Here is a 16,809-nt window from a genome sequence, read left to right as displayed (position 1 = left end):
TTTACACCAACAATTTGGACGTTGAAATCTTGTTGTGTCAACAAATAGTGAGTGATTGTGTTATGGTGATTACCATTGCGTGCCGTAGTGCGCTTCAGCCTGCGAGCAGAGCGGCGCGATCCCGCGCCTGGGCCAGGATGTAGGAGCCGCAGGCCATGGACGCGCGGGTTCCGGCCGCCTCGCCGTCCGGCGCGGTGGGCCATGCCAGTTCGGCATCGAAGTCGGGGTTGTAGAACACCGGGATCGAGACGCGCGCCCGGCCGGGGACGCCGACCACGCGGTGGCGCAGGGCCTTGAAACGGCCGCCGCTCCACCAGGCCATCAGGTCGCCCAGAAACACCAGGAGGCTGCCGTCGATCGGATCCAGCGCGTGCCATGCGCCGTCGGCCCCCTCATGCTCCAGCCCGCCGGTGGCATCCTGAAGCAGGAAGGTGTAGGCGCCGAAATCGGTGTGCGGGGCCATCGCAAACTCGCCGGGCGCCGGGGTGCCGTCCGGGTTGGGGTAATGCAGCAGCCGCATGGTCGACAGCGGTGTGCGGTACAGGGGACGAAACCGGTCTTCCGGCAGGCCGAGGCCGAGGGCCAGGGAATCCTGAAGCGCGGCGCCGAAATCCCGCACCGCCTGGAAATACCCCTCCACCGCGTGACGGAAGGTCGGGTCGTCGGGCCAATGGTTGGGCGCGTGCAGCGGTTTGCCCGCCAGCACGCGCGGGTCGTCGGCGGGGATGTCGAGGCCAAGGTCGAAGGCCTCGCGCACGTCGGGCGCGTAGCCGGGCTTGCGGTTGGTCCGCAGGGCCAGGAAGCCGCGCCCCCACCGGTTCGTCCCCAGCGCCTCCAACCGGTCGGGCGGCTGCGCGAAGAACCGGCGGGCCGCCGCGAAGGCGCCATCGGCCAGCGTCGGGGCGATGCCGTGGTTGATCACCCGCATCCCGCCGCTCTCCTCGAAGGCTGCGACGATCCGCCGCCCCAGGGCGGTGCGGGCGGTCCGGTCCCCGGTCCGCAGGGCGGCGGCGTCGACCAGCGGTACCCCGCTGGACGGACCTGCGCGACCCGGCCGGCGGCCGGGTTTCCGCACGGCATCCGGCTGGCTTGCGGCAAGGGCGGGCGTTGCGTCTGCGGTCATGGAACCCTGTCTCCCGGCTGGCTTGAGAGGCGGCCTGTTGCGCTGGCATAGGGGGAGGTGGCGGGAACGGCTTGCAATCACCAGGGCAGCGGCCTTGACACACGATAATTAGCGCCGATAAATTCTTCAATAAGTTGTTTATTGTTATCATGAACCCTTTATGAGGGTGAAAATGCCTGAATTGTGTCCATTTGGTGGTGTGGCCGAGGCGCCTTCCTTCAGCCTCGAGGACCCTTCCTTCAGCGTCGAGGACGCGGAGGTAAATTTTCCGTCGATCCGGAACTTCGAGCCGATCAAGGCGAAGACGCACTGCATCTATTCGGCGGGATCGCGGATCTGGGGCAGCCCGCCGCTGGACAGGACGCTCTCGTTTCGGGAGAACATGCGCCGGGTCGCCGGGCACATGGCCCATTTCATCAACCTTTCGCGCGCGATGAAGATCGATGGCTACGTCATCGACCTGCCCGACCGCGAATACGGCGATAGCGTCGAGGCGCTGGCGCGATCGACCCACGCCGTCCTGCGCTGCCTCAGCGATTTCGATCCGATGGGCGAAGGCTGCATGGACAAGGCGATCGAGGACCCGGCCTGGTGCTTTACCTTCGGCGGGGAACGGATCTTCGTGAACACCTTCGCCCCCTGCTATCCGGAGAGCCACGCCCGCTACGGCTTCGGTTCGCAATCCACCATCATCGCCATGCAGCCGCGCCACACCTTCGCGCCGATGGTGCGGCCGGGGGATTCATCGCTGGGCCCGGCCATCCGCCAGCGGATCCGGACGATCTTCAACGAGCACGGCCGGAGCTACGCCGGCAACCTCAGCATGGTGCCCTACGAGGCTTACCGGTGCATCCGTCCGATGCAGCCGGACGGCCCGGTGGTGCGCTGGTGGGAAACGCCGCTCGACGGCATCTGAACCCGGCTCTGGCCTTCGCGCATCCAGGACTCCGCCATGACCGCAAGCATCCTCGGCAAGCCTCCCCTTTCCGCTCCTCCGCCGGAGGCGGGGCCGGCGGTCCGTCTCGGCATCGACGCCTCGGCCGAGGCGGACGTCCTGAGGCTGGACCGGCTGGCCGTGTCCGCCGCCGGCATCGACGGCTGGGTCCGCCCGAACATCCGCCTGACGGTGGCGGAGCTGCTGTCCTACCGGTCGGCCTGGGGGCGCTACGGCCTGTCGCTCGACCCCATCGGCGGCGTCGCCTTCGCGCCCGGCAAGCCGCGCCCCTGGGTGATGGTGCAGGGCTTCGCCGGTTTCCCCGCCACGGAGTTCACCATCGAAGCGGTGCTGTGCCCGTACCGCGAGCATTCCCGCCTCAGCATCTTGTCCTATGCGGCGGCCTCGGCGGACGGCCCCCAGGGTCTTCTGCTCCAGGAGCGCGCCGAAGGGCTGGTGCTGGCGATCAACGGGCATGAGATCGCCACCGGCCTGCATCTCGACTATCACCAGTGGCAGCATATCGCGCTGACGTGGCGGTCGTCCGACGGGCGCTTCGAGTTCTACAAGGAGGATGGCGTCGCGGCCGTCGTCGCGATGGTCGAGGGGCGGTCGGTCGATTTCGGCCCACCCGCCTTCACCGGCACGCTCGCCGTCGGCGAGCGGCTGCCCGACGGCGGTTGCCTTGTGGTCGGCCAGGAGCAGGGGCGCCCCGGCATGCCGGCCGCCTTCGTGCCGGGGACCGGCTTTGTCGGTGGGCTCCGCACCGTGCGGCTGTGGGATCGGGTGCTGGACCGGAGCGCGCTGAACCGCTTCAAGGCGGCTTGGCTGGATGGCGACGAACCCGGCCTCGCCGGTTGCTGGTGCTTCACCCGGCGCGGGCTTGAGATCGGCGAATGCCTGAACGCCTGCTCGGCCACCGTCAACGTCGGGCTGATCGGCGGGCTGACGCCGGCCTCGCTGCGCGACGTGAACCTCTACCGGCCGCTGGTGATCGGTGTCGACCGAACGATGGCCGGGCGACGCCCGCTGGCGGCGTCCGTCTGGCAGTATGTGGCGGTGAGTTGCCGGGGCCGAATGGACGGTGTCCCGGCGGAGCCCGCCCTGGCGGTCGACGGCCGCCCGGTGCCGCTGCGGCCGGTCGCGGCGGAGGACGCGCCGCCGCCGTTGCCGCCGCATTTCCGCATCGGGCCGATGTCGGGCAGCCTGCTGGCCGACCTGCGGCTGCGCAACCTCGAGGACGGCGCGCTGCTCGCCCATTACGTCGGCGACCGGACCGGGGATGGACGGCTGCACGACCGTTCCGAGCGGGGCATGCACCTGTCGGTCGCCGGGGACATCCGTCAGGAAGCGCTGGCTTGAGGCGGAGGGCCGGCGCATGAGAGACGAACACCGCGACATCCGGCCGCTCGGCCGCTTCTTCGACCAGACCTCCGACGGCCGCGTGATCAATCCGGCGTCCCGTGACCGGCTGGTTCCTCCCTGGAACGGAGTGCTCGACGAACTCTGCGCCGTCTACGAGCGGGAATTGGGGCCGAGGCTCCACAGCGTCTACCTGCGCGGCTCGGTCGCCTTCGGCACGGCGATTCCCGGCTTTTCCGACCTCGACAGCTTCTGCCTGGTCCACCCGGAGCCCGGCGAGCGTGTCGTGTGGCGGGCGCTGCCCTGGTCGGGCGACACGGTCCGCCGGCGGCTGGGTTTTCCCTGCGAGGTGGAATTCGCCATGGTCACGCTCCATGACGACATGGCACGGGCCAACCCGGTGCTGTCCATGATGATCAAGACCCAGTCGCTGTGCCTGCGTGGTCCGGACATCTCCCCCGCCCTTCCGGATTGCCGGCCCGGACCCGGCATGCTGATGGACGCCGAACTCCTCGACCGGGATCTCGCCGCTTTCCTGGCCGATGTCCGGATTGGAGCGGCCTTGCCGCCGGGAAGGATCCAGTCGCTGATGAAGAGGATTCTGCGATCCGGCTTCGAACTGGTGATGGAGCGGGAGGGGCGCTACACGACAAGCCTCTACCTCCAGTACCGGTGCTTTTCCCAGCGTTATCCCGACCGGGACGGCGACATGCGCCAAGTGCTGGACGGCTTCCTGAACCCGGAGGCCGTGCGGCCGGCCTTACCGGCATTGCTTGGCGATTTCGGCCTCTGGCTGCGCCAGGAGGTGACCGCCGTCCTGTCCGGCCAGTGGCCACTGCGGCGTTGACGGAACCCGACCGCTCCATCGAACCGGACAGCGATCCGGTAAAACTTGGCCACGCCGTCAATATGCGCGGTGGCAAGGATACCGCCTGATTTCAGAAATGGATTTTTCCGTGGTGAACAGATCCAAAACGCAGCGCCGCTCCCGCCACGGGTGGGGAAGCGGCACCAAGGCGCCTCCTCCACGCCGCTTGCATCCAAGATAGCGTCCGTCAAGCCATTGCCGGAATGTCGTCGCGGATGCAGGAGACATGGTGTCCCGGCGCCACCTCGCGCAGCGTCCGGGCGGAAGGCTCGGCGCAGGCGGGCAGGGCGAAGGGGCAGCGGGTGCGGAAGACGCAGCCCGACGGCGGGTTCATCGGGCTCGGCACGTCGCCTTCCAACAGGATGCGCTGGCGTGGGGCGTCGGGATCGGGCGTCGGGGCCGCCGACAGCAGCGCCAGCGTGTAGGGGTGGCGCGGCCGTTCGTAGAGAGCCTCGCTCGGCGCCAACTCCATCATGCGACCGAGGTACATCACCGCCACGCGGTCGCTGATGTAGCGGACCACCGCCAGGTCGTGGGCGATGAACAGCACCGCCAGCCCCAGCTCCTGCTGGAGGTCGCGCAGCAGGTTGACCACCTGGGCCTGCACCGAGACGTCGAGCGCCGACACCGGCTCGTCGGCGACGATGAAGTCGGGCTCCACCGCCAGCGCGCGGGCGATGCCGATGCGCTGGCGCTGGCCGCCGGAGAACTCGTGCGGGAAGCGGTCCATCGCGTCGGCGGTCAGGCCGACCTTCTCCAGCAGCGTCGCGATGCGGTCGCGGCGGTCGGCCGGCGTGCCGATGCCGTGGATGATCAGCGCCTCGCCGATCACGTCGCGGACGCGCTGGCGCGGGTCGAGGCTGGCGTAGGGATCCTGGAAGACGATCTGCATGCGGCGGCGCTGCGCCCGCATCTCGCCGGTGGACAGGCCGGTGATCTCTTGGCCGTCGAAGCGGATCGAGCCGGCGCTCGGCTCCAGCAGGCGCAGGATGCTGCGGCCGGCGGTGGTCTTGCCGGAGCCGGATTCGCCGACCAGCCCGACCACCTCGCCCCGGTGGATGTCGAGCGACAGGTCGTCCACCGCGTTGACCCAGCCCTTCGGCCGGCGCAGCAGCCCGCCCAGAATGGGGAAGCGCTTTTGCAGGCCACGGATTTGCAGAAGGGGTTCGCCGGTGCGGGGGGCGGTTCGTGTGTCGGCAATGGTCATCAGATGTCCCTCCAGCGGCGGCAGCGCACGGCGTGGCCGGGGGCCACCTCCTCCAGCGCGGGTTCGGCGGCGGTGCAGGCCGGCTGCGCGTGGGCGCAGCGCGGCGCGAAGGTGCAGCCGGGGGGCCGCGCCACCGGGCTCGGCACGTTGCCGGGGATGGCCTCCAGCCGGGCGGCCTCGCCGCGTCCCTGGCCCAGATGCGGCATGCAGGCGAGCAGGCCGCGCGTGTAGGGATGCTTGGGGGTCTTGAAGAGGGAACGGACGTCGCCCTCCTCGACCACCCGGCCGGCGTACATCACGGCGACGCGGTGGGCGAGTTCGGCGACCACGCCCAGATTGTGGGTGACGAACAGGATCGCCGTCCCGGTCTCGGCCTGGAGCCGGCGCATCAGGTCGAGGATCTGCGCCTGGATGGTGACGTCGAGCGCGGTGGTCGGCTCGTCGGCGATCAGCAGGGTCGGCCGGCAGGCCAGAGCCATGGCGATCATCACGCGCTGGCGCATGCCGCCCGACATCTGGTGCGGGTATTCGTCGATGCGGCGCTCGGCGGCGGGGATGCCGACCGTCTTCAGCATGGCCAGCGCCTCGGCCTTCGCCGCCTTGCGGTCGAGTCCCTGGTGCAGGCGCAGCGCCTCGCCGATCTGGTCGCCCACCGTGTAGACCGGGTTCAGCGAGGTCATCGGCTCTTGGAAGATCATGCCGATCTCGTTGCCGCGGATCGAGCGCATGGTCTTTTCCGAGGCCTTGGCGAGATCGACCACCTCGCCGCCTCGGCGGCGGAACAGGATCTCGCCGCCGGCGATGCGGCCGGGCGGCGACTGGATCAGCCGCATCGCCGACAGGCTGGTGACCGACTTGCCGCTGCCGGATTCGCCGACCACGGCCAGCGTCTCGTTGCGGCGGACCTTGAAGGAGACGCCGTCCACCGCCTTCGCCACACCCCGGTCGGTCGCGAAATGGGTGGACAGGCTGCGGATGTCGAGCGTGGTGTCGGCGTCCATGGCGGGCGTCCTTTGTGGATTATGTCAGCGGGTGCAGCCGCGCGCGGCGACCGGCCAGTCGCCGACCAGTTCGCCGCCGCGCGCCACCGCCATGCGGTCGTGCAGGTTGCTGACGACGCAGACATGGTTGGGCAGGATGCGGACCCGCTCGCCGATGGCCGGCTTCACGGCGCAGCGCGACAGGTCGACGACGGCGTGCTCCTCGTTCAGGCGCACGATCACCGCGTCGGGGTAGTCGAGGATCAGCCCGTAGCCCTCGCCGGCGGAGGGCGGCACGCGGTCGCTCGACAGGGTCTTGGAGCCGCTGTCCAGCACGGCGCGGTCCTCGGTCGGGCGGCTGACCACGGTGGCGCGGACATGCACGGCGCACTCGTCGAGCGTCGCCACCCCGGCGGCGACGGTGGCGCGGTCGTGGTAGATGTAGGTGCCGACGCGCAGTTCGGTCACGCCGGGCAGCTCGTGGGTGTCCCAGCAGCCGGGGGTGCCGCCGACCGACACCGTCTCGATGGGGATGGCGGCGCCGTCGAACAGGGCGCGGGCGGCGGCGACGAAGGGCACCGTCCGGGGGCCGCGCGGGTAGGTCATCAGGCCGCGGAAGGCCAGCGGGCCGTTGCCGTGGGCGCGGCGGGCGAGCGCCAGCGCCTCGTCCGGCGTCTGCACGCCGCAGCGACCGTCGCCGCTGTCGAACTCGACGAGGATGCCGATCTCGACCCCGGCCTCGTGCGCGGCGGCGGCCACGGTGTCGAGCGTCACCGCGTTGTCGAGCGACACGGTCAGCCGGGTCTTGCGCGCCAGCTCGGCCAGCGGCGCGATCTTGGAGGCGCCGACGATGGGATAGGTGATCAGGATGTCGGCGCAGCCGGCCTCGGCCATGACCAGCGCCTCGGAAATCTTCTGGCAGGTGATGCCGACGGCGCCCAGCTCGATCTGGCGGCGGGCGAACTGCGGCAGCTTGTGCGTCTTGATGTGGGGGCGCAGCGCCAGCCCGTGCCGGTCGCAGTAGGCCTGCATCTTGGCGAGGTTGTGCTCCACCCGGTCGAGGTCGATGACGGGAACGGGGGTGTCGAGATCGTCGACGCGCATGGAACGGCTCCGTGGGCTGGAAAGGCCCCCTCCCGCCGGGGCGGGAAGGGGTGAGGCTGCGCAACCGCTTGGGAAGGACCGGGCTCATCGTCCGAGCGCCCCGTCATCCCCGCCAAGGGGCATGGGCTGATTGAAGCCCTTCTCCCCCTTGCGGGAGAAGGGAGGAGGGCTTTGTCAGCACCCATGCGCCTTGGCGGGGATGACGGGTGGCCGCTGTTGCTGCGGCCCCGGCTCCGCGCGGTTCGATGGATGGGCTCAGGCGGTCGGCAGCACGGCGATGCAGTCGATCTCGACCTGGATGTTGTTGAGCTGGCAGCCGACCGTGGTGCGGGCCGGGGGCGCGTCCGGGAAGAACTCGGTGTAGAGCGTGTTGTACTCCTGGAAGCGGGCGAGGTCGGACAGGTAGCTGTTGACCTTCACCACATGGGCCAGATCGGTGCCGGCGGCCTTCAGGATGATCTCCAGGTTGCGCAGGGTCTGGCGCACCTCGCCGGCGAAGTCGGCGGGAAGCTCGCCGGTCTCCGGGTGGTGCGGGCCCTGGCCCGAGACGTAGACGAAGCCGTTGGCGACGATGGCGTGGCTGTACTGGCCGGCGGGCTTGGCGCCCTTCTCGGCGAAGATCGTCTTGCGGTTGGTCATGGTGGTCTTCTTTCCTTGAAGGCTGATGCTGATGTCAGGCGCGGGTAAGCGTTTTGCCGGGCCGTGCGCCGGTGTGTCCGCCGTCGCGCAGCACGAAGGCTCCGGCGACGAGGACGTCGGTGATGCCGTGCGGCGGCTGCGTCGGGTCCTGGAAGGTCGCGCGGTCGCACACGTCGGCGGTGAAGAGGGTGAGGTCGGCGGCAAGGCCGGGGCGCACCAGACCATGGTCGCCGAGGCCGAAGCGCTGGGCCGGGACGGCGGTCATGTGGCGGACCGCCTCCTCCAGCCGCAGCCCCCCCTCGCCGCGGATCGCGCGGGCGAGGTAGCGGGGGAAGCTGCCGAAGGCGCGCGGGTGCGGCTTGCCGGTCTCGCGCGGCAGCCCGTCGGAGCCCAGCATGTGCAGCGGGTGGCTCAGCGCGGTCTCAAGGTCGCGTTCGTCGAGCTGGAACATGACGATGTTGGTGCGCCCCCGGTCGGCGGCGATCAGGCGGGCCAGCGTCGCGAAGGGCGTCTCGCCCCGCGCCTCGGCGATCTCGGTCAGCGACAGCCCCTCGATGGCGCGCAGGGAGTCGTCGCCGACCCCGCCGATGCGGACGTTCTCCCAGCCGATCAGGCGGATCTTGGACTCCCAGCCGGCGTCGCCGGGGGCGGTGCCGTCCTCCACCGCGCGGCGCAGGGCGTCATAGCCCTCCGCGTCGGCCAGCCGCGCCAGCAGCGTCTCGACCCCGCCGGACAGCGCCGAGGGCGGCAGCAGTTGCAGGATGGTGCTCGACCCGGCCGGATAGGGGTACATGTCGAAGCTGACGTCGACGCCGCCGCGCCGCGCGGTCTCCAGCCGGTCGACGGCGCGCGGCAGGCTGCCCCAATAGGGCCGCCCGGCCGCCTGGAGGTGGGAGAGCAGGCCGCTCGCCCCGCCCGATGTCAGCAGGTCGAGGAACTCGTCCACCGAGGCGATCAGCCCGCCCTCGTAGGAACGCACATGGGCGGCCAGCAGGGCGCCGTGCTCCGCCACCACCTCGGCCAGCCGGACCAGTTCGGCGCGGTCGGCCCAGGCGCTGGGCGGGTAGACGAGGCCGAGCGACAGGCCGTGCGCGCCCTGGCGGAGCTGGTCGGCGAGCAATGCCGCCATCGCCTCGCGCTCCTCGGCCGTGGCCGGGCGGTTCTGCCAGCCCATGACGGCCAGCCGCAACGCCGCGTGGCCGACCAGCGAGACGAGGTTGATGGCGGTGCCGCGCCCGTCCAGCGCCGCGCGGTAGGCGGCGAAGTCGGCGAAGGTCTCCTCGGCGCCGACGGCCCCCAGCAGGCTGCCGAAATGCTCGCGCAGGGGCAGCGCGCTTTCGGGCCGCTGCGGGTAGAGCCCGAAGGAGCAGTTGCCGACCACCACGGTGGTGACGCCCTGCGCCACCTTCTCCGGCCGGCCGGGCCGGCGGAGCTGGATCAGGTCGTCGTGGCAGTGGGCGTCGATGAAGCCGGGGGCGAGGTAGCGGTCCTCCGCCTCCAGCACCTCGGCGTCGCCGGGAGCCAGCCCGCTGCCGATCTGGGCGATGCGGCCGTCCGCGATGCGGACGTCGCCACGGAACCAGGGGGCGCCGGTGCCGTCGAGGATGCGGGCGCCACGGACCAGGATGCGGGGATTCACAGCGTTCGCGTCGCTCATCACGTCACCTTCTGGAGCCGGGGGTCGAGCGCGTCGCGCAGCCCGTCGCCGACGATCTGCAGGGCCAGCACCGTCGCCACGATGGCGAGGCCGGGGAACAGCACCAGCCAGTCGGCCTGCTGGAAATACTGCTGGGCGCCGGCGATCATGTTGCCCCAGGTCGGCGTGGTCGGCGGCACGCCGACGCCCAGGAAGGACAGCGCCGCCTCGGTCAGGATGGCGTAGGCGAAGATGAAGGTGGCCTGGACGACCAGCGGCGACATCAGGTTGGGCAGGATGTGCAGGAAGACGATGCGCGGGGTCGCGGCGCCGAGCGCCGTCGCCGCCTCGACGTAGGGCATCTCGCGCACCACCAGGGCGGCGGCGCGGACCACGCGGGCGACGCGCGGGGTGTAGACGATGCCGAGCGCCAGCACGACGTTGAACAGCGACGGTCCCAGCGCCGCCATGAAGGCGATGGCGAGCAGGATGTCGGGGAAGGCCATCAGCGCGTCGGTGAGGCGCATCAGCACGCCGTCCAGCGGGCGGACGTAGCCGGCGAGCAGCCCGATCAGCGTGCCGAACACCGCCGCCACCACCACCACCAGCAGCCCGACCAGCAGCGAGAGCTGGGCGCCCTGCATGATGCGGGACATCACGTCGCGGCCGAACTCGTCGGTGCCGAACCAGTGGGCGGAGGACGGCGGCTTCATCCGGCTGAGGATGTCCATCTTCATCGGGTCGTAGGGCATGATCCAGGCGGCCGAGGCCGCGACCGCCAGGATGGCGGCCAGCAGGACCAGGGCGACGACGACCAGCGGGCGGCGCAGGAGCTGGCGCAGGATCAACGCCGCCGGCGAGCGGCCGCGCGCCTTGGACGCGGACGGAGCCGGGGTGGCGGAGGCGGCGGGAAGGCTTGCCATGGCTGCCCCTTTCTCAGAAACGGACGTCTTAGTAACGGACCCTGGGATCGACCACCGCGTAGAGCAGGTCGACCGACAGGTTGATGAGAACGTAGATGGCCGAGACCACCAGCAGGGCGCCCTGGATCACCGGGTAGTCGCGGCGCAGCACGGCCGAGACGATCAGGTTGCCGACGCCGGGCAAGCCGAAGACGGTCTCCGTCACGATGGCGCCGGCGATCATCACGGCGGCGGTCAGGCCGATGACGGTCAGGATCGGGATCATCGCGTTGCGCAGGGCGTGCTTCAGCACGACGACCAGCGGCGACAGCCCCTTGGCCCGCGCGGTGCGGACGTAGTCGTCGCCCAGCACGTCCAGCATGCTGGTCCGGGTGAAGCGCAGGATCAGCGCCGAATTCGGGATGCCGAGGGCGATGGCGGGCAGCACCAGATGGCGCAGCCGTTCCAGCAGACCGGCGTCGGGCGGGCCGTAGCCGGCGACCGGGAACCAGGGAAGGTCGACCGCCAGATACTTGATGAGCGTCAGCCCGATCCAGAAGCTCGGCACGCTGGCCGCCAGCATGGCGACGCCGATGGCGGCCTGATCGACCCAGCGCCCGCGCATCGCCGCCGACAGGATGCCGACCGGCACGCCGATGATCACGGCGATGCCGACCGACATCAGGGTCAGCATGGCGGTCAGCTCCGACCGTTCGGCCAGCGCCTGGGCGACCGGCCGGTTGAGGAAGATCGATTCCCCCAGGTCGAAACGGGCGATCTGCTGCAGGTAGATCAGGAACTGGCCGAGCAGCGGCTGGTCGAGCCCGAGCCGGCCGCGCAGCGCGGCGATGTCCTCCGGCGTGGCGGAGGAGCCCAGCATGACCGCGGCCGGATCGCCCGGCACGACGCGGGCGATCACGAAGACCACCGCCGCGACGATCAGCATGACCACCATCATGCCGGCAAGCCGGCGCACGATGTAGACGAACATGGGTGTGATCCCGGCCCGGTTGTTGGTCCCTCTCCCAGGGGCGGGAGAGGGCCTTCGTCAAAGCGTCAGTTCGACAGCTCGGCGTTCCAGAAGAACGGCCAGGGCGACGGCGTGTAGTTCTTCAGCTTGTCGCTGGCGGCGGCCAGATTGTAGAAGTCGCCGACCTTGATGCTGGGCACCTCGGTGTAGAAGCGCTTCTGCAGTTCGACCCACTTGTCCTTGCGGGCGGCGGCGTCGGGCTCGCGGTTGAAGGCGGCGAGCGCCTCGCGCTTCTCGGGCGTGTCCCACCAGCCGGGGTAGCTGGGGTTCAGCACGGTGATCAGCGACGGCTCCGGCACGAAGGTGTGGTAGGTGAAGAAGGCGTCCCACGCCTTTTCGTCGCCGCGCTTCTGCAGCAGCGTCGCCCAGTCCAGCACCTGCAGATCCACCGTGAAGCCGGCCGCCTGGAGCTGCGCCTGGGCGACCAAGCTCATCTTGTACAAGAAGTCGTACTGGGTGGAGGTCATGATGCGGATCGGCTCGCCCTTGTAGCCGGCGGTCTTGCGCAGCTCGGCCGCCTTCTTGCCGCTGTTCTCGCTGTAGGGCTTGGCGCTGGCGGCGTCGTAGAACGGCGTGCCGGGGCTGTAGATCGAGCCCTCGGTGGCGAAGAAGGCCGGGTCGCCGAAGCCGGCCAGCATCATGTCGCCCGGCGTCAGCGCTGCCAACACCGACTGGCGCAGCGTCTGGTTGGCCAGCACGCCGGTCTTGCTGTTCATGATCATCAGCGGGAAGCCGAAGGGCTTGACGATGACCGGCTTGACGCTCGGCGCGTTCTTGAAGCGGCCGAGCATCTCGGCCGGCAGGCTGTCGGCGAACTGGTACTGCCCGGCCAGCATACCGGCGACGCGGGTCGCGGCGTTGGGGACGGGCACGAAGCGGACCTCGCCGATCTTGGCGGCGCGCGCCCCGCCATAGCCGCTCGCCGGACCCTGCGGGGAGGCGTAGCCGTCGAAGCGGACCAGGCGGATGTGCTGGTCGGGCTTGTGCTCCAGCAGCTTGTAGGGGCCGGTGCCGATGAACTGCTTCAGCGGGGCGGCGCCGTCGATCTGCCCCTTCGGAACGATGGCGGCGGCGCCGTTGCTCATCGCCAGCAGCGCCAGCAGCGGGGTGAAGGATTCCTTCAGCGTGACGGTGACGGTGGCGGCGTCGGTCGCGGCGATGCTCTCGATCATCGGGGCGGTGGTCTTGCCGCGCGGGGACAGCTTGGTCCAGCGCTCCAGCGAGGCGACCACGTCTTCGGCGGTCATCGGACTGCCGTCGTGGAAGGTGACGCCACTCCGCAGCGGGAAGGCGTAGACCTTGCCGTCGGCCGAGACCTTCGGCTGGCCCGAGGCCAGCAGCGGCACGATCTTCCATTCGGCGTCGAAGGTGTAGAGCGTCTCGAAGACGTGCTGCGTGATGATGCTGACGAGGTCGGAGGTGACGCCGACCGGATCCAGCGTCGGCGGCTCCCCGATGGTTGCCACGGTGACGACGGACGACGGCTGCTGCTGCGCCAGGGCCGACCCGACGGTGGTGGTCAGCGCGCTGCCGATCAGGGCGGTGCCCAGCAGGGCGGTGTAAAGGCTGCGGGTGAACGGTTTCATGACGACTCCCCTCCGCGAATGGACCGGTGGTGGTCCCGGTGCTGCGTGTCGTCCGGATTGCTCCCTGCGTTCCGTCGCGAGCGTTCCGCTTCGGTTGTTCACTTTGTCCGATATTTCGGGCATCGATCTTGTATTCCGGACAAGAGGACGGTATATCGGACAAAGAGCGCTGGCAAGGCGAAAGTTGGCGTGTTAAGCGATGTGTGCAGACGCACACGGTATTGGGGCGGAGATGGACGGCATGGCGGATGTGAAGACGGGCGGGCGGGCGCGGGGGATCGACCGCGTCATCGCGCTGATGGAGCATCTGCACGGGCTGCGCGCCCCGGCGCGGATCGCCGACATCGCGCGCGACACCGGCACGCCACGCTCCACCGTCTACGAGCTGGTGAACACGCTGGTCGAGGCGCGCTGGCTGGAGTTGCGCGACGGCGACGGCATGGTCTATTTCGGACCGGCCATGCATTATTACGGCAGCGACTACCTCGACAGCGTCGACCTGATCCGCAAGGCGCGCGGCGAGGTCACGCACCTGTCGGAATCGGTGGGCGAAACGGCGCAGTTCTGCATGCTGGACGGCGACAAGTACCTCGTCGTGCTGAACGAACCCGGCCGCCGGATGTTTCGCCTGAGTTCCGAGATCGGCATCAAGGTGCCGATCCCGTGGACCGCGTCCGGCCGGCTTCTGGTCGATCACATGGCGCCGCAGGAGATCCGCGCCTTCATCCCGGCGGAGGATTTCACCCTGCCGGACGGCCGCCAAATCGTCGAGGAGGAGTTTCTGCGCGACATCGCCCAGGCGCGCGAGGCCGGCTTCGTCCGCACCACGGCGCTGGTCGACCGCTTCACCACCTGCATGGCCGCGCCGGTGCGCGACCCGGCCGGGCGCTGCATCGCGACGATCTGCTTCGTGGTGCCGGCCGACACCGAGGCCGACCAGCAGGCGATGATGATCGACGAGTTGAAGGCGAGCGCCGCCCGGCTGTCCGGTGCCCGTTAGGGGCTCGGTCCCTCAGGCGGAGGAACTCTCACGATGACGGTTTGGACAAGGCCAAGCATGGCCTTGCGACCGTGGTCCCTGACGCATCCGGCTTGGTGACTGCGCGCCGATATCTTTGAAGGGAACTTCGAGCGCAGGGACAGGGAGCGGAAATTCCCGCTTCCCAGCTTCTCACGGGACAAAGTGGCGACCGCTTGACTTGGGATGAGGAGGCGCAGGCCGCGCGTCCCCGGCTGTGGTAATGGACGCGCGGGCTGTGGCTGGCGGTTGCCGTCGCAGCCTGCATCATCCTCGCCGGGACAACCGGCAATGCGCTTCGCTCGCCGGGAGATAACTGTATTTCTCGACGGGAAAGCATAACCCCACCTGAAACGGTTGCTTCCAGATTGGCGGACCAGGCCGGTCTGTCGTTGGAAAGCAACCGTTTCAGGTGGGGTCGGTCGGCAATTGAACGCTGGCGTGTGTCCATCAAGGGAGAAGGGCTACATGCCTTCCAATTCTCCTTGATGGCGGTTTCACATCTTCTTCTGGACGTTGTCGGCGGAGCGTTCGATGGCGCGGCCGCCGGCCTGCACGTCCTGACCGGCGCCTTCGAAGGTGTTGCAGGCGGTCAGGCTGGTGCCGAGCAGGGTGCCGAGGATGGCGAGCAGGGCGAACTTCTTGGTGGTCGTCATGGGGTGTCTCCGTTTATCAGTGCGGTGCGATCGCTGAAAGAACGCAAGCGGGGCCGTGAAAGTTTCTTGGACCGAACGGATCTGGCGCTGCGCAAAAGGGGTGCCCTGCGCAACGTCTTGGTCTTCCTTCTTTTATAGAGCGGGGGTCGGATCGTCCGTCCGGCCGGCGCATTCCAGCCGGGACGAAGTGTCCCGTTGCCAGTCGGCTTGAGCGCGGGCATAACTCGCCGCGCGGCCCTCCCCGCTGGACGGGACGGCTTTTGGCAACGAGCAAGACTGGCGGAAGGAAAGCCTCTCATGGCTGAAAGCACTTTTGATGTCGTCGTCGTCGGCGGCGGTCCCGGCGGGTATGTCTGCGCGATCCGTGCGGCGCAGCTGGGATTCAAGGTCGCCTGCGTGGAAAAGCGCTCGGCGCTCGGCGGCACCTGCCTGAACGTCGGCTGCATCCCCTCCAAGGCCCTGCTGGCCGCCTCGGAGAAGTATGAGGAGGCCGCGCACGGCCTCGCCAAGTTCGGCATCAAGGTCGGCGGCGTCGAACTCGATCTGCCCGGCATGCACGCGCACAAGAGCAAGGTCGTCAAGGACAACACCGGCGGCGTCGAGTTCCTGTTCAAGAAGAACAAGATCGCCTGGCTCAAGGGCGCCGGCACGATCACCTCGGCCAACACCGTCGAGGTCGAGGGCGTCGGCGCCATCACCGCGTCGAAGGCCATCGTCATCGCCACCGGCTCGGAGGTCACTCCGCTGCCCGGCATCACGATCGACGAGAAGAAGATCGTCTCCTCGACCGGCGCGCTGGATTTGGCCGAGGTGCCCAAGCGCCTCGTCGTGATCGGCGGCGGCGTCATCGGGCTGGAGCTGGGTTCCGTCTGGGGCCGTCTGGGCGCCCAGGTGACCGTGGTCGAGTATCTCGACCGCATCCTGCCGACGATGGACGGCGAGATCTCCAAGCAGTCCCAGCGCATCTTCGCCAAGCAGGGCATGACCTTCAAGCTCGGCTCGAAAGTGATCGGTGCCAACGTCTCCGAGACCGGCGTGTCGCTGACGGTCGAGCCGGCCGCCGGTGGCGCCGCCGAGACGCTGGAGGCCGATGTGGTGCTGGTGGCCATCGGTCGCCGCCCCTACACCCAGGGCCTGGGCCTCGAGGCGGTGGGCGTCGAGATGGAGCGTGGCCGCGTCAAGATCGGCAAGCACTTCGAGACCAACGTGCCGGGCATCTACGCCATCGGCGACGTGGTCGAAGGCCCGATGCTGGCCCACAAGGCCGAGGAGGAGGGCGTCGCCCTGGCCGAGCAGCTGGCCGGCCAGAAGAGCCACGTCAACCACGACCTCGTCCCCGGCGTCGTCTACACGTGGCCGGAAGTGGCCGCCGTCGGCAAGACGGAAGAGGAGCTGAAGGCCGCTGGCGTCGCCTACAAGGCCGGCAAGTTCCCCTTCACCGCCAACGCCCGCGCGCGCGCCATCGGCGCGACCGACGGTTTCGTGAAGATCCTGGCCGACGCCGCGACCGACAAGGTGCTGGGCGTCCATCTGCTCGGCCCGAACGTGTCGGAGATGATTGGTGAGCTGGTGCTGGCCATGGAGTTCAGCGCGTCCGCCGAGGACATCGCCCGCACCTGCCACGCGCACCCGACCCTGACCGAGGCGGTCAAGGAAGCGGCGCTGGCGGTGGACGGTCGTCCGCTGCACATCTGATCGGGTGAATTACGGCGCCCTTCCCCTCCCGCACGCAGGCAGGAGGGGAAGGGCGCTTTTTTATTGTCC

15 protein-coding genes are annotated in these 16,809 nt (G+C 69.3%); 5 read left to right on the top strand and 10 right to left on the bottom strand.

Going from position 1 to position 16,809, the window contains the following annotated elements; genetic code table 11:
* Positions 1-94: 94 nt before the first annotated feature.
* The gene (locus EJ913_RS04900; RefSeq protein ID WP_126995329.1) at positions 95-1,123 is read right to left on the bottom strand and encodes an isopenicillin N synthase family dioxygenase; all 1,029 of its coding nucleotides are present in this window, start codon (positions 1,121-1,123) and stop codon (positions 95-97) included.
* Positions 1,124-1,505: 382 nt separating this feature from the next.
* Here EJ913_RS04900 and EJ913_RS04895 point away from each other — a divergent pair, with 382 nt between their 5' ends.
* From EJ913_RS04895 to EJ913_RS04885, 3 genes are read left to right on the top strand one after another with little or no spacing between them, the layout of a single operon-like run.
* Positions 1,506-2,039, top strand: coding sequence for a YqcI/YcgG family protein (locus EJ913_RS04895; protein ID WP_185909683.1), 534 nt, complete (start codon positions 1,506-1,508; stop codon positions 2,037-2,039).
* A 36-nt stretch (positions 2,040-2,075) separates the two neighbouring features.
* Positions 2,076-3,419: a LamG domain-containing protein gene (locus tag EJ913_RS04890; protein WP_126995325.1), complete on the top strand. Its 1,344-nt coding sequence runs from the start codon at positions 2,076-2,078 to the stop codon at positions 3,417-3,419.
* Between the two features lie 16 nt (positions 3,420-3,435).
* Complete coding sequence (locus EJ913_RS04885; protein WP_126995323.1) at positions 3,436-4,266, top strand: hypothetical protein; 831 nt, start codon at positions 3,436-3,438, stop codon at positions 4,264-4,266.
* A gap of 208 nt (positions 4,267-4,474) precedes the next feature.
* Here the strand turns inward: EJ913_RS04885 and EJ913_RS04880 are convergent, their stop codons facing one another.
* From EJ913_RS04880 to EJ913_RS04845, 8 genes are all read right to left on the bottom strand, one after another.
* A complete protein-coding gene (locus tag EJ913_RS04880; RefSeq protein ID WP_126995321.1) occupies positions 4,475-5,494 on the bottom strand; it encodes an ABC transporter ATP-binding protein in 1,020 nt (339 codons plus the stop codon).
* Positions 5,494-6,495, bottom strand: a complete 1,002-nt coding sequence (locus EJ913_RS04875) for an ABC transporter ATP-binding protein (protein WP_126995319.1) — start codon at positions 6,493-6,495, stop codon at positions 5,494-5,496. Before EJ913_RS04875 ends, EJ913_RS04880 begins: the two co-directional genes overlap by 1 nt.
* A gap of 24 nt (positions 6,496-6,519) precedes the next feature.
* The gene (locus EJ913_RS04870; protein ID WP_126995317.1) at positions 6,520-7,578 is read right to left on the bottom strand and encodes a D-TA family PLP-dependent enzyme; all 1,059 of its coding nucleotides are present in this window, start codon (positions 7,576-7,578) and stop codon (positions 6,520-6,522) included.
* A 255-nt stretch (positions 7,579-7,833) separates the two neighbouring features.
* Complete coding sequence (locus EJ913_RS04865) at positions 7,834-8,217, bottom strand: RidA family protein (RefSeq protein WP_126995315.1); 384 nt, start codon at positions 8,215-8,217, stop codon at positions 7,834-7,836.
* A 34-nt stretch (positions 8,218-8,251) separates the two neighbouring features.
* On the bottom strand, positions 8,252-9,874 hold the full coding sequence (locus EJ913_RS04860) for an N-acyl-D-amino-acid deacylase family protein (protein ID WP_244939245.1): 1,623 nt from the start codon (positions 9,872-9,874) through the stop codon (positions 8,252-8,254).
* Positions 9,874-10,776, bottom strand: coding sequence for an ABC transporter permease (locus EJ913_RS04855; RefSeq protein ID WP_126995313.1), 903 nt, complete (start codon positions 10,774-10,776; stop codon positions 9,874-9,876). Before EJ913_RS04855 ends, EJ913_RS04860 begins: the two co-directional genes overlap by 1 nt.
* A gap of 28 nt (positions 10,777-10,804) precedes the next feature.
* A complete protein-coding gene (locus EJ913_RS04850) occupies positions 10,805-11,746 on the bottom strand; it encodes an ABC transporter permease (protein WP_126995311.1) in 942 nt (313 codons plus the stop codon).
* 65 nt (positions 11,747-11,811) lie between these two features.
* The gene (locus tag EJ913_RS04845) at positions 11,812-13,371 is read right to left on the bottom strand and encodes an ABC transporter substrate-binding protein (RefSeq protein WP_126995309.1); all 1,560 of its coding nucleotides are present in this window, start codon (positions 13,369-13,371) and stop codon (positions 11,812-11,814) included.
* Positions 13,372-13,612: 241 nt separating this feature from the next.
* Here EJ913_RS04845 and EJ913_RS04840 point away from each other — a divergent pair, with 241 nt between their 5' ends.
* Positions 13,613-14,371, top strand: a complete 759-nt coding sequence (locus EJ913_RS04840; RefSeq protein WP_126995307.1) for an IclR family transcriptional regulator — start codon at positions 13,613-13,615, stop codon at positions 14,369-14,371.
* A gap of 515 nt (positions 14,372-14,886) precedes the next feature.
* On the opposite strand, the gene EJ913_RS04835 is transcribed toward EJ913_RS04840, so the two are convergent.
* A complete protein-coding gene (locus tag EJ913_RS04835) occupies positions 14,887-15,045 on the bottom strand; it encodes an entericidin A/B family lipoprotein (RefSeq protein WP_126995305.1) in 159 nt (52 codons plus the stop codon).
* A gap of 297 nt (positions 15,046-15,342) precedes the next feature.
* Between EJ913_RS04835 and lpdA the strand changes: the two genes are divergently transcribed.
* Complete coding sequence (gene lpdA, locus EJ913_RS04830; protein WP_126995304.1) at positions 15,343-16,740, top strand: dihydrolipoyl dehydrogenase; 1,398 nt, start codon at positions 15,343-15,345, stop codon at positions 16,738-16,740.
* The last annotated feature ends 69 nt before the right edge of the window (positions 16,741-16,809 follow it).

It is taken from the genome of Azospirillum doebereinerae (genome assembly GCF_003989665.1).
GTDB classification, from domain to species: Bacteria; Pseudomonadota; Alphaproteobacteria; order Azospirillales; family Azospirillaceae; genus Azospirillum; species Azospirillum doebereinerae.
The sequence above is the reverse complement of the archived record's forward strand: the minus strand, read 5'-3'. Positions and strand labels throughout refer to the sequence as shown.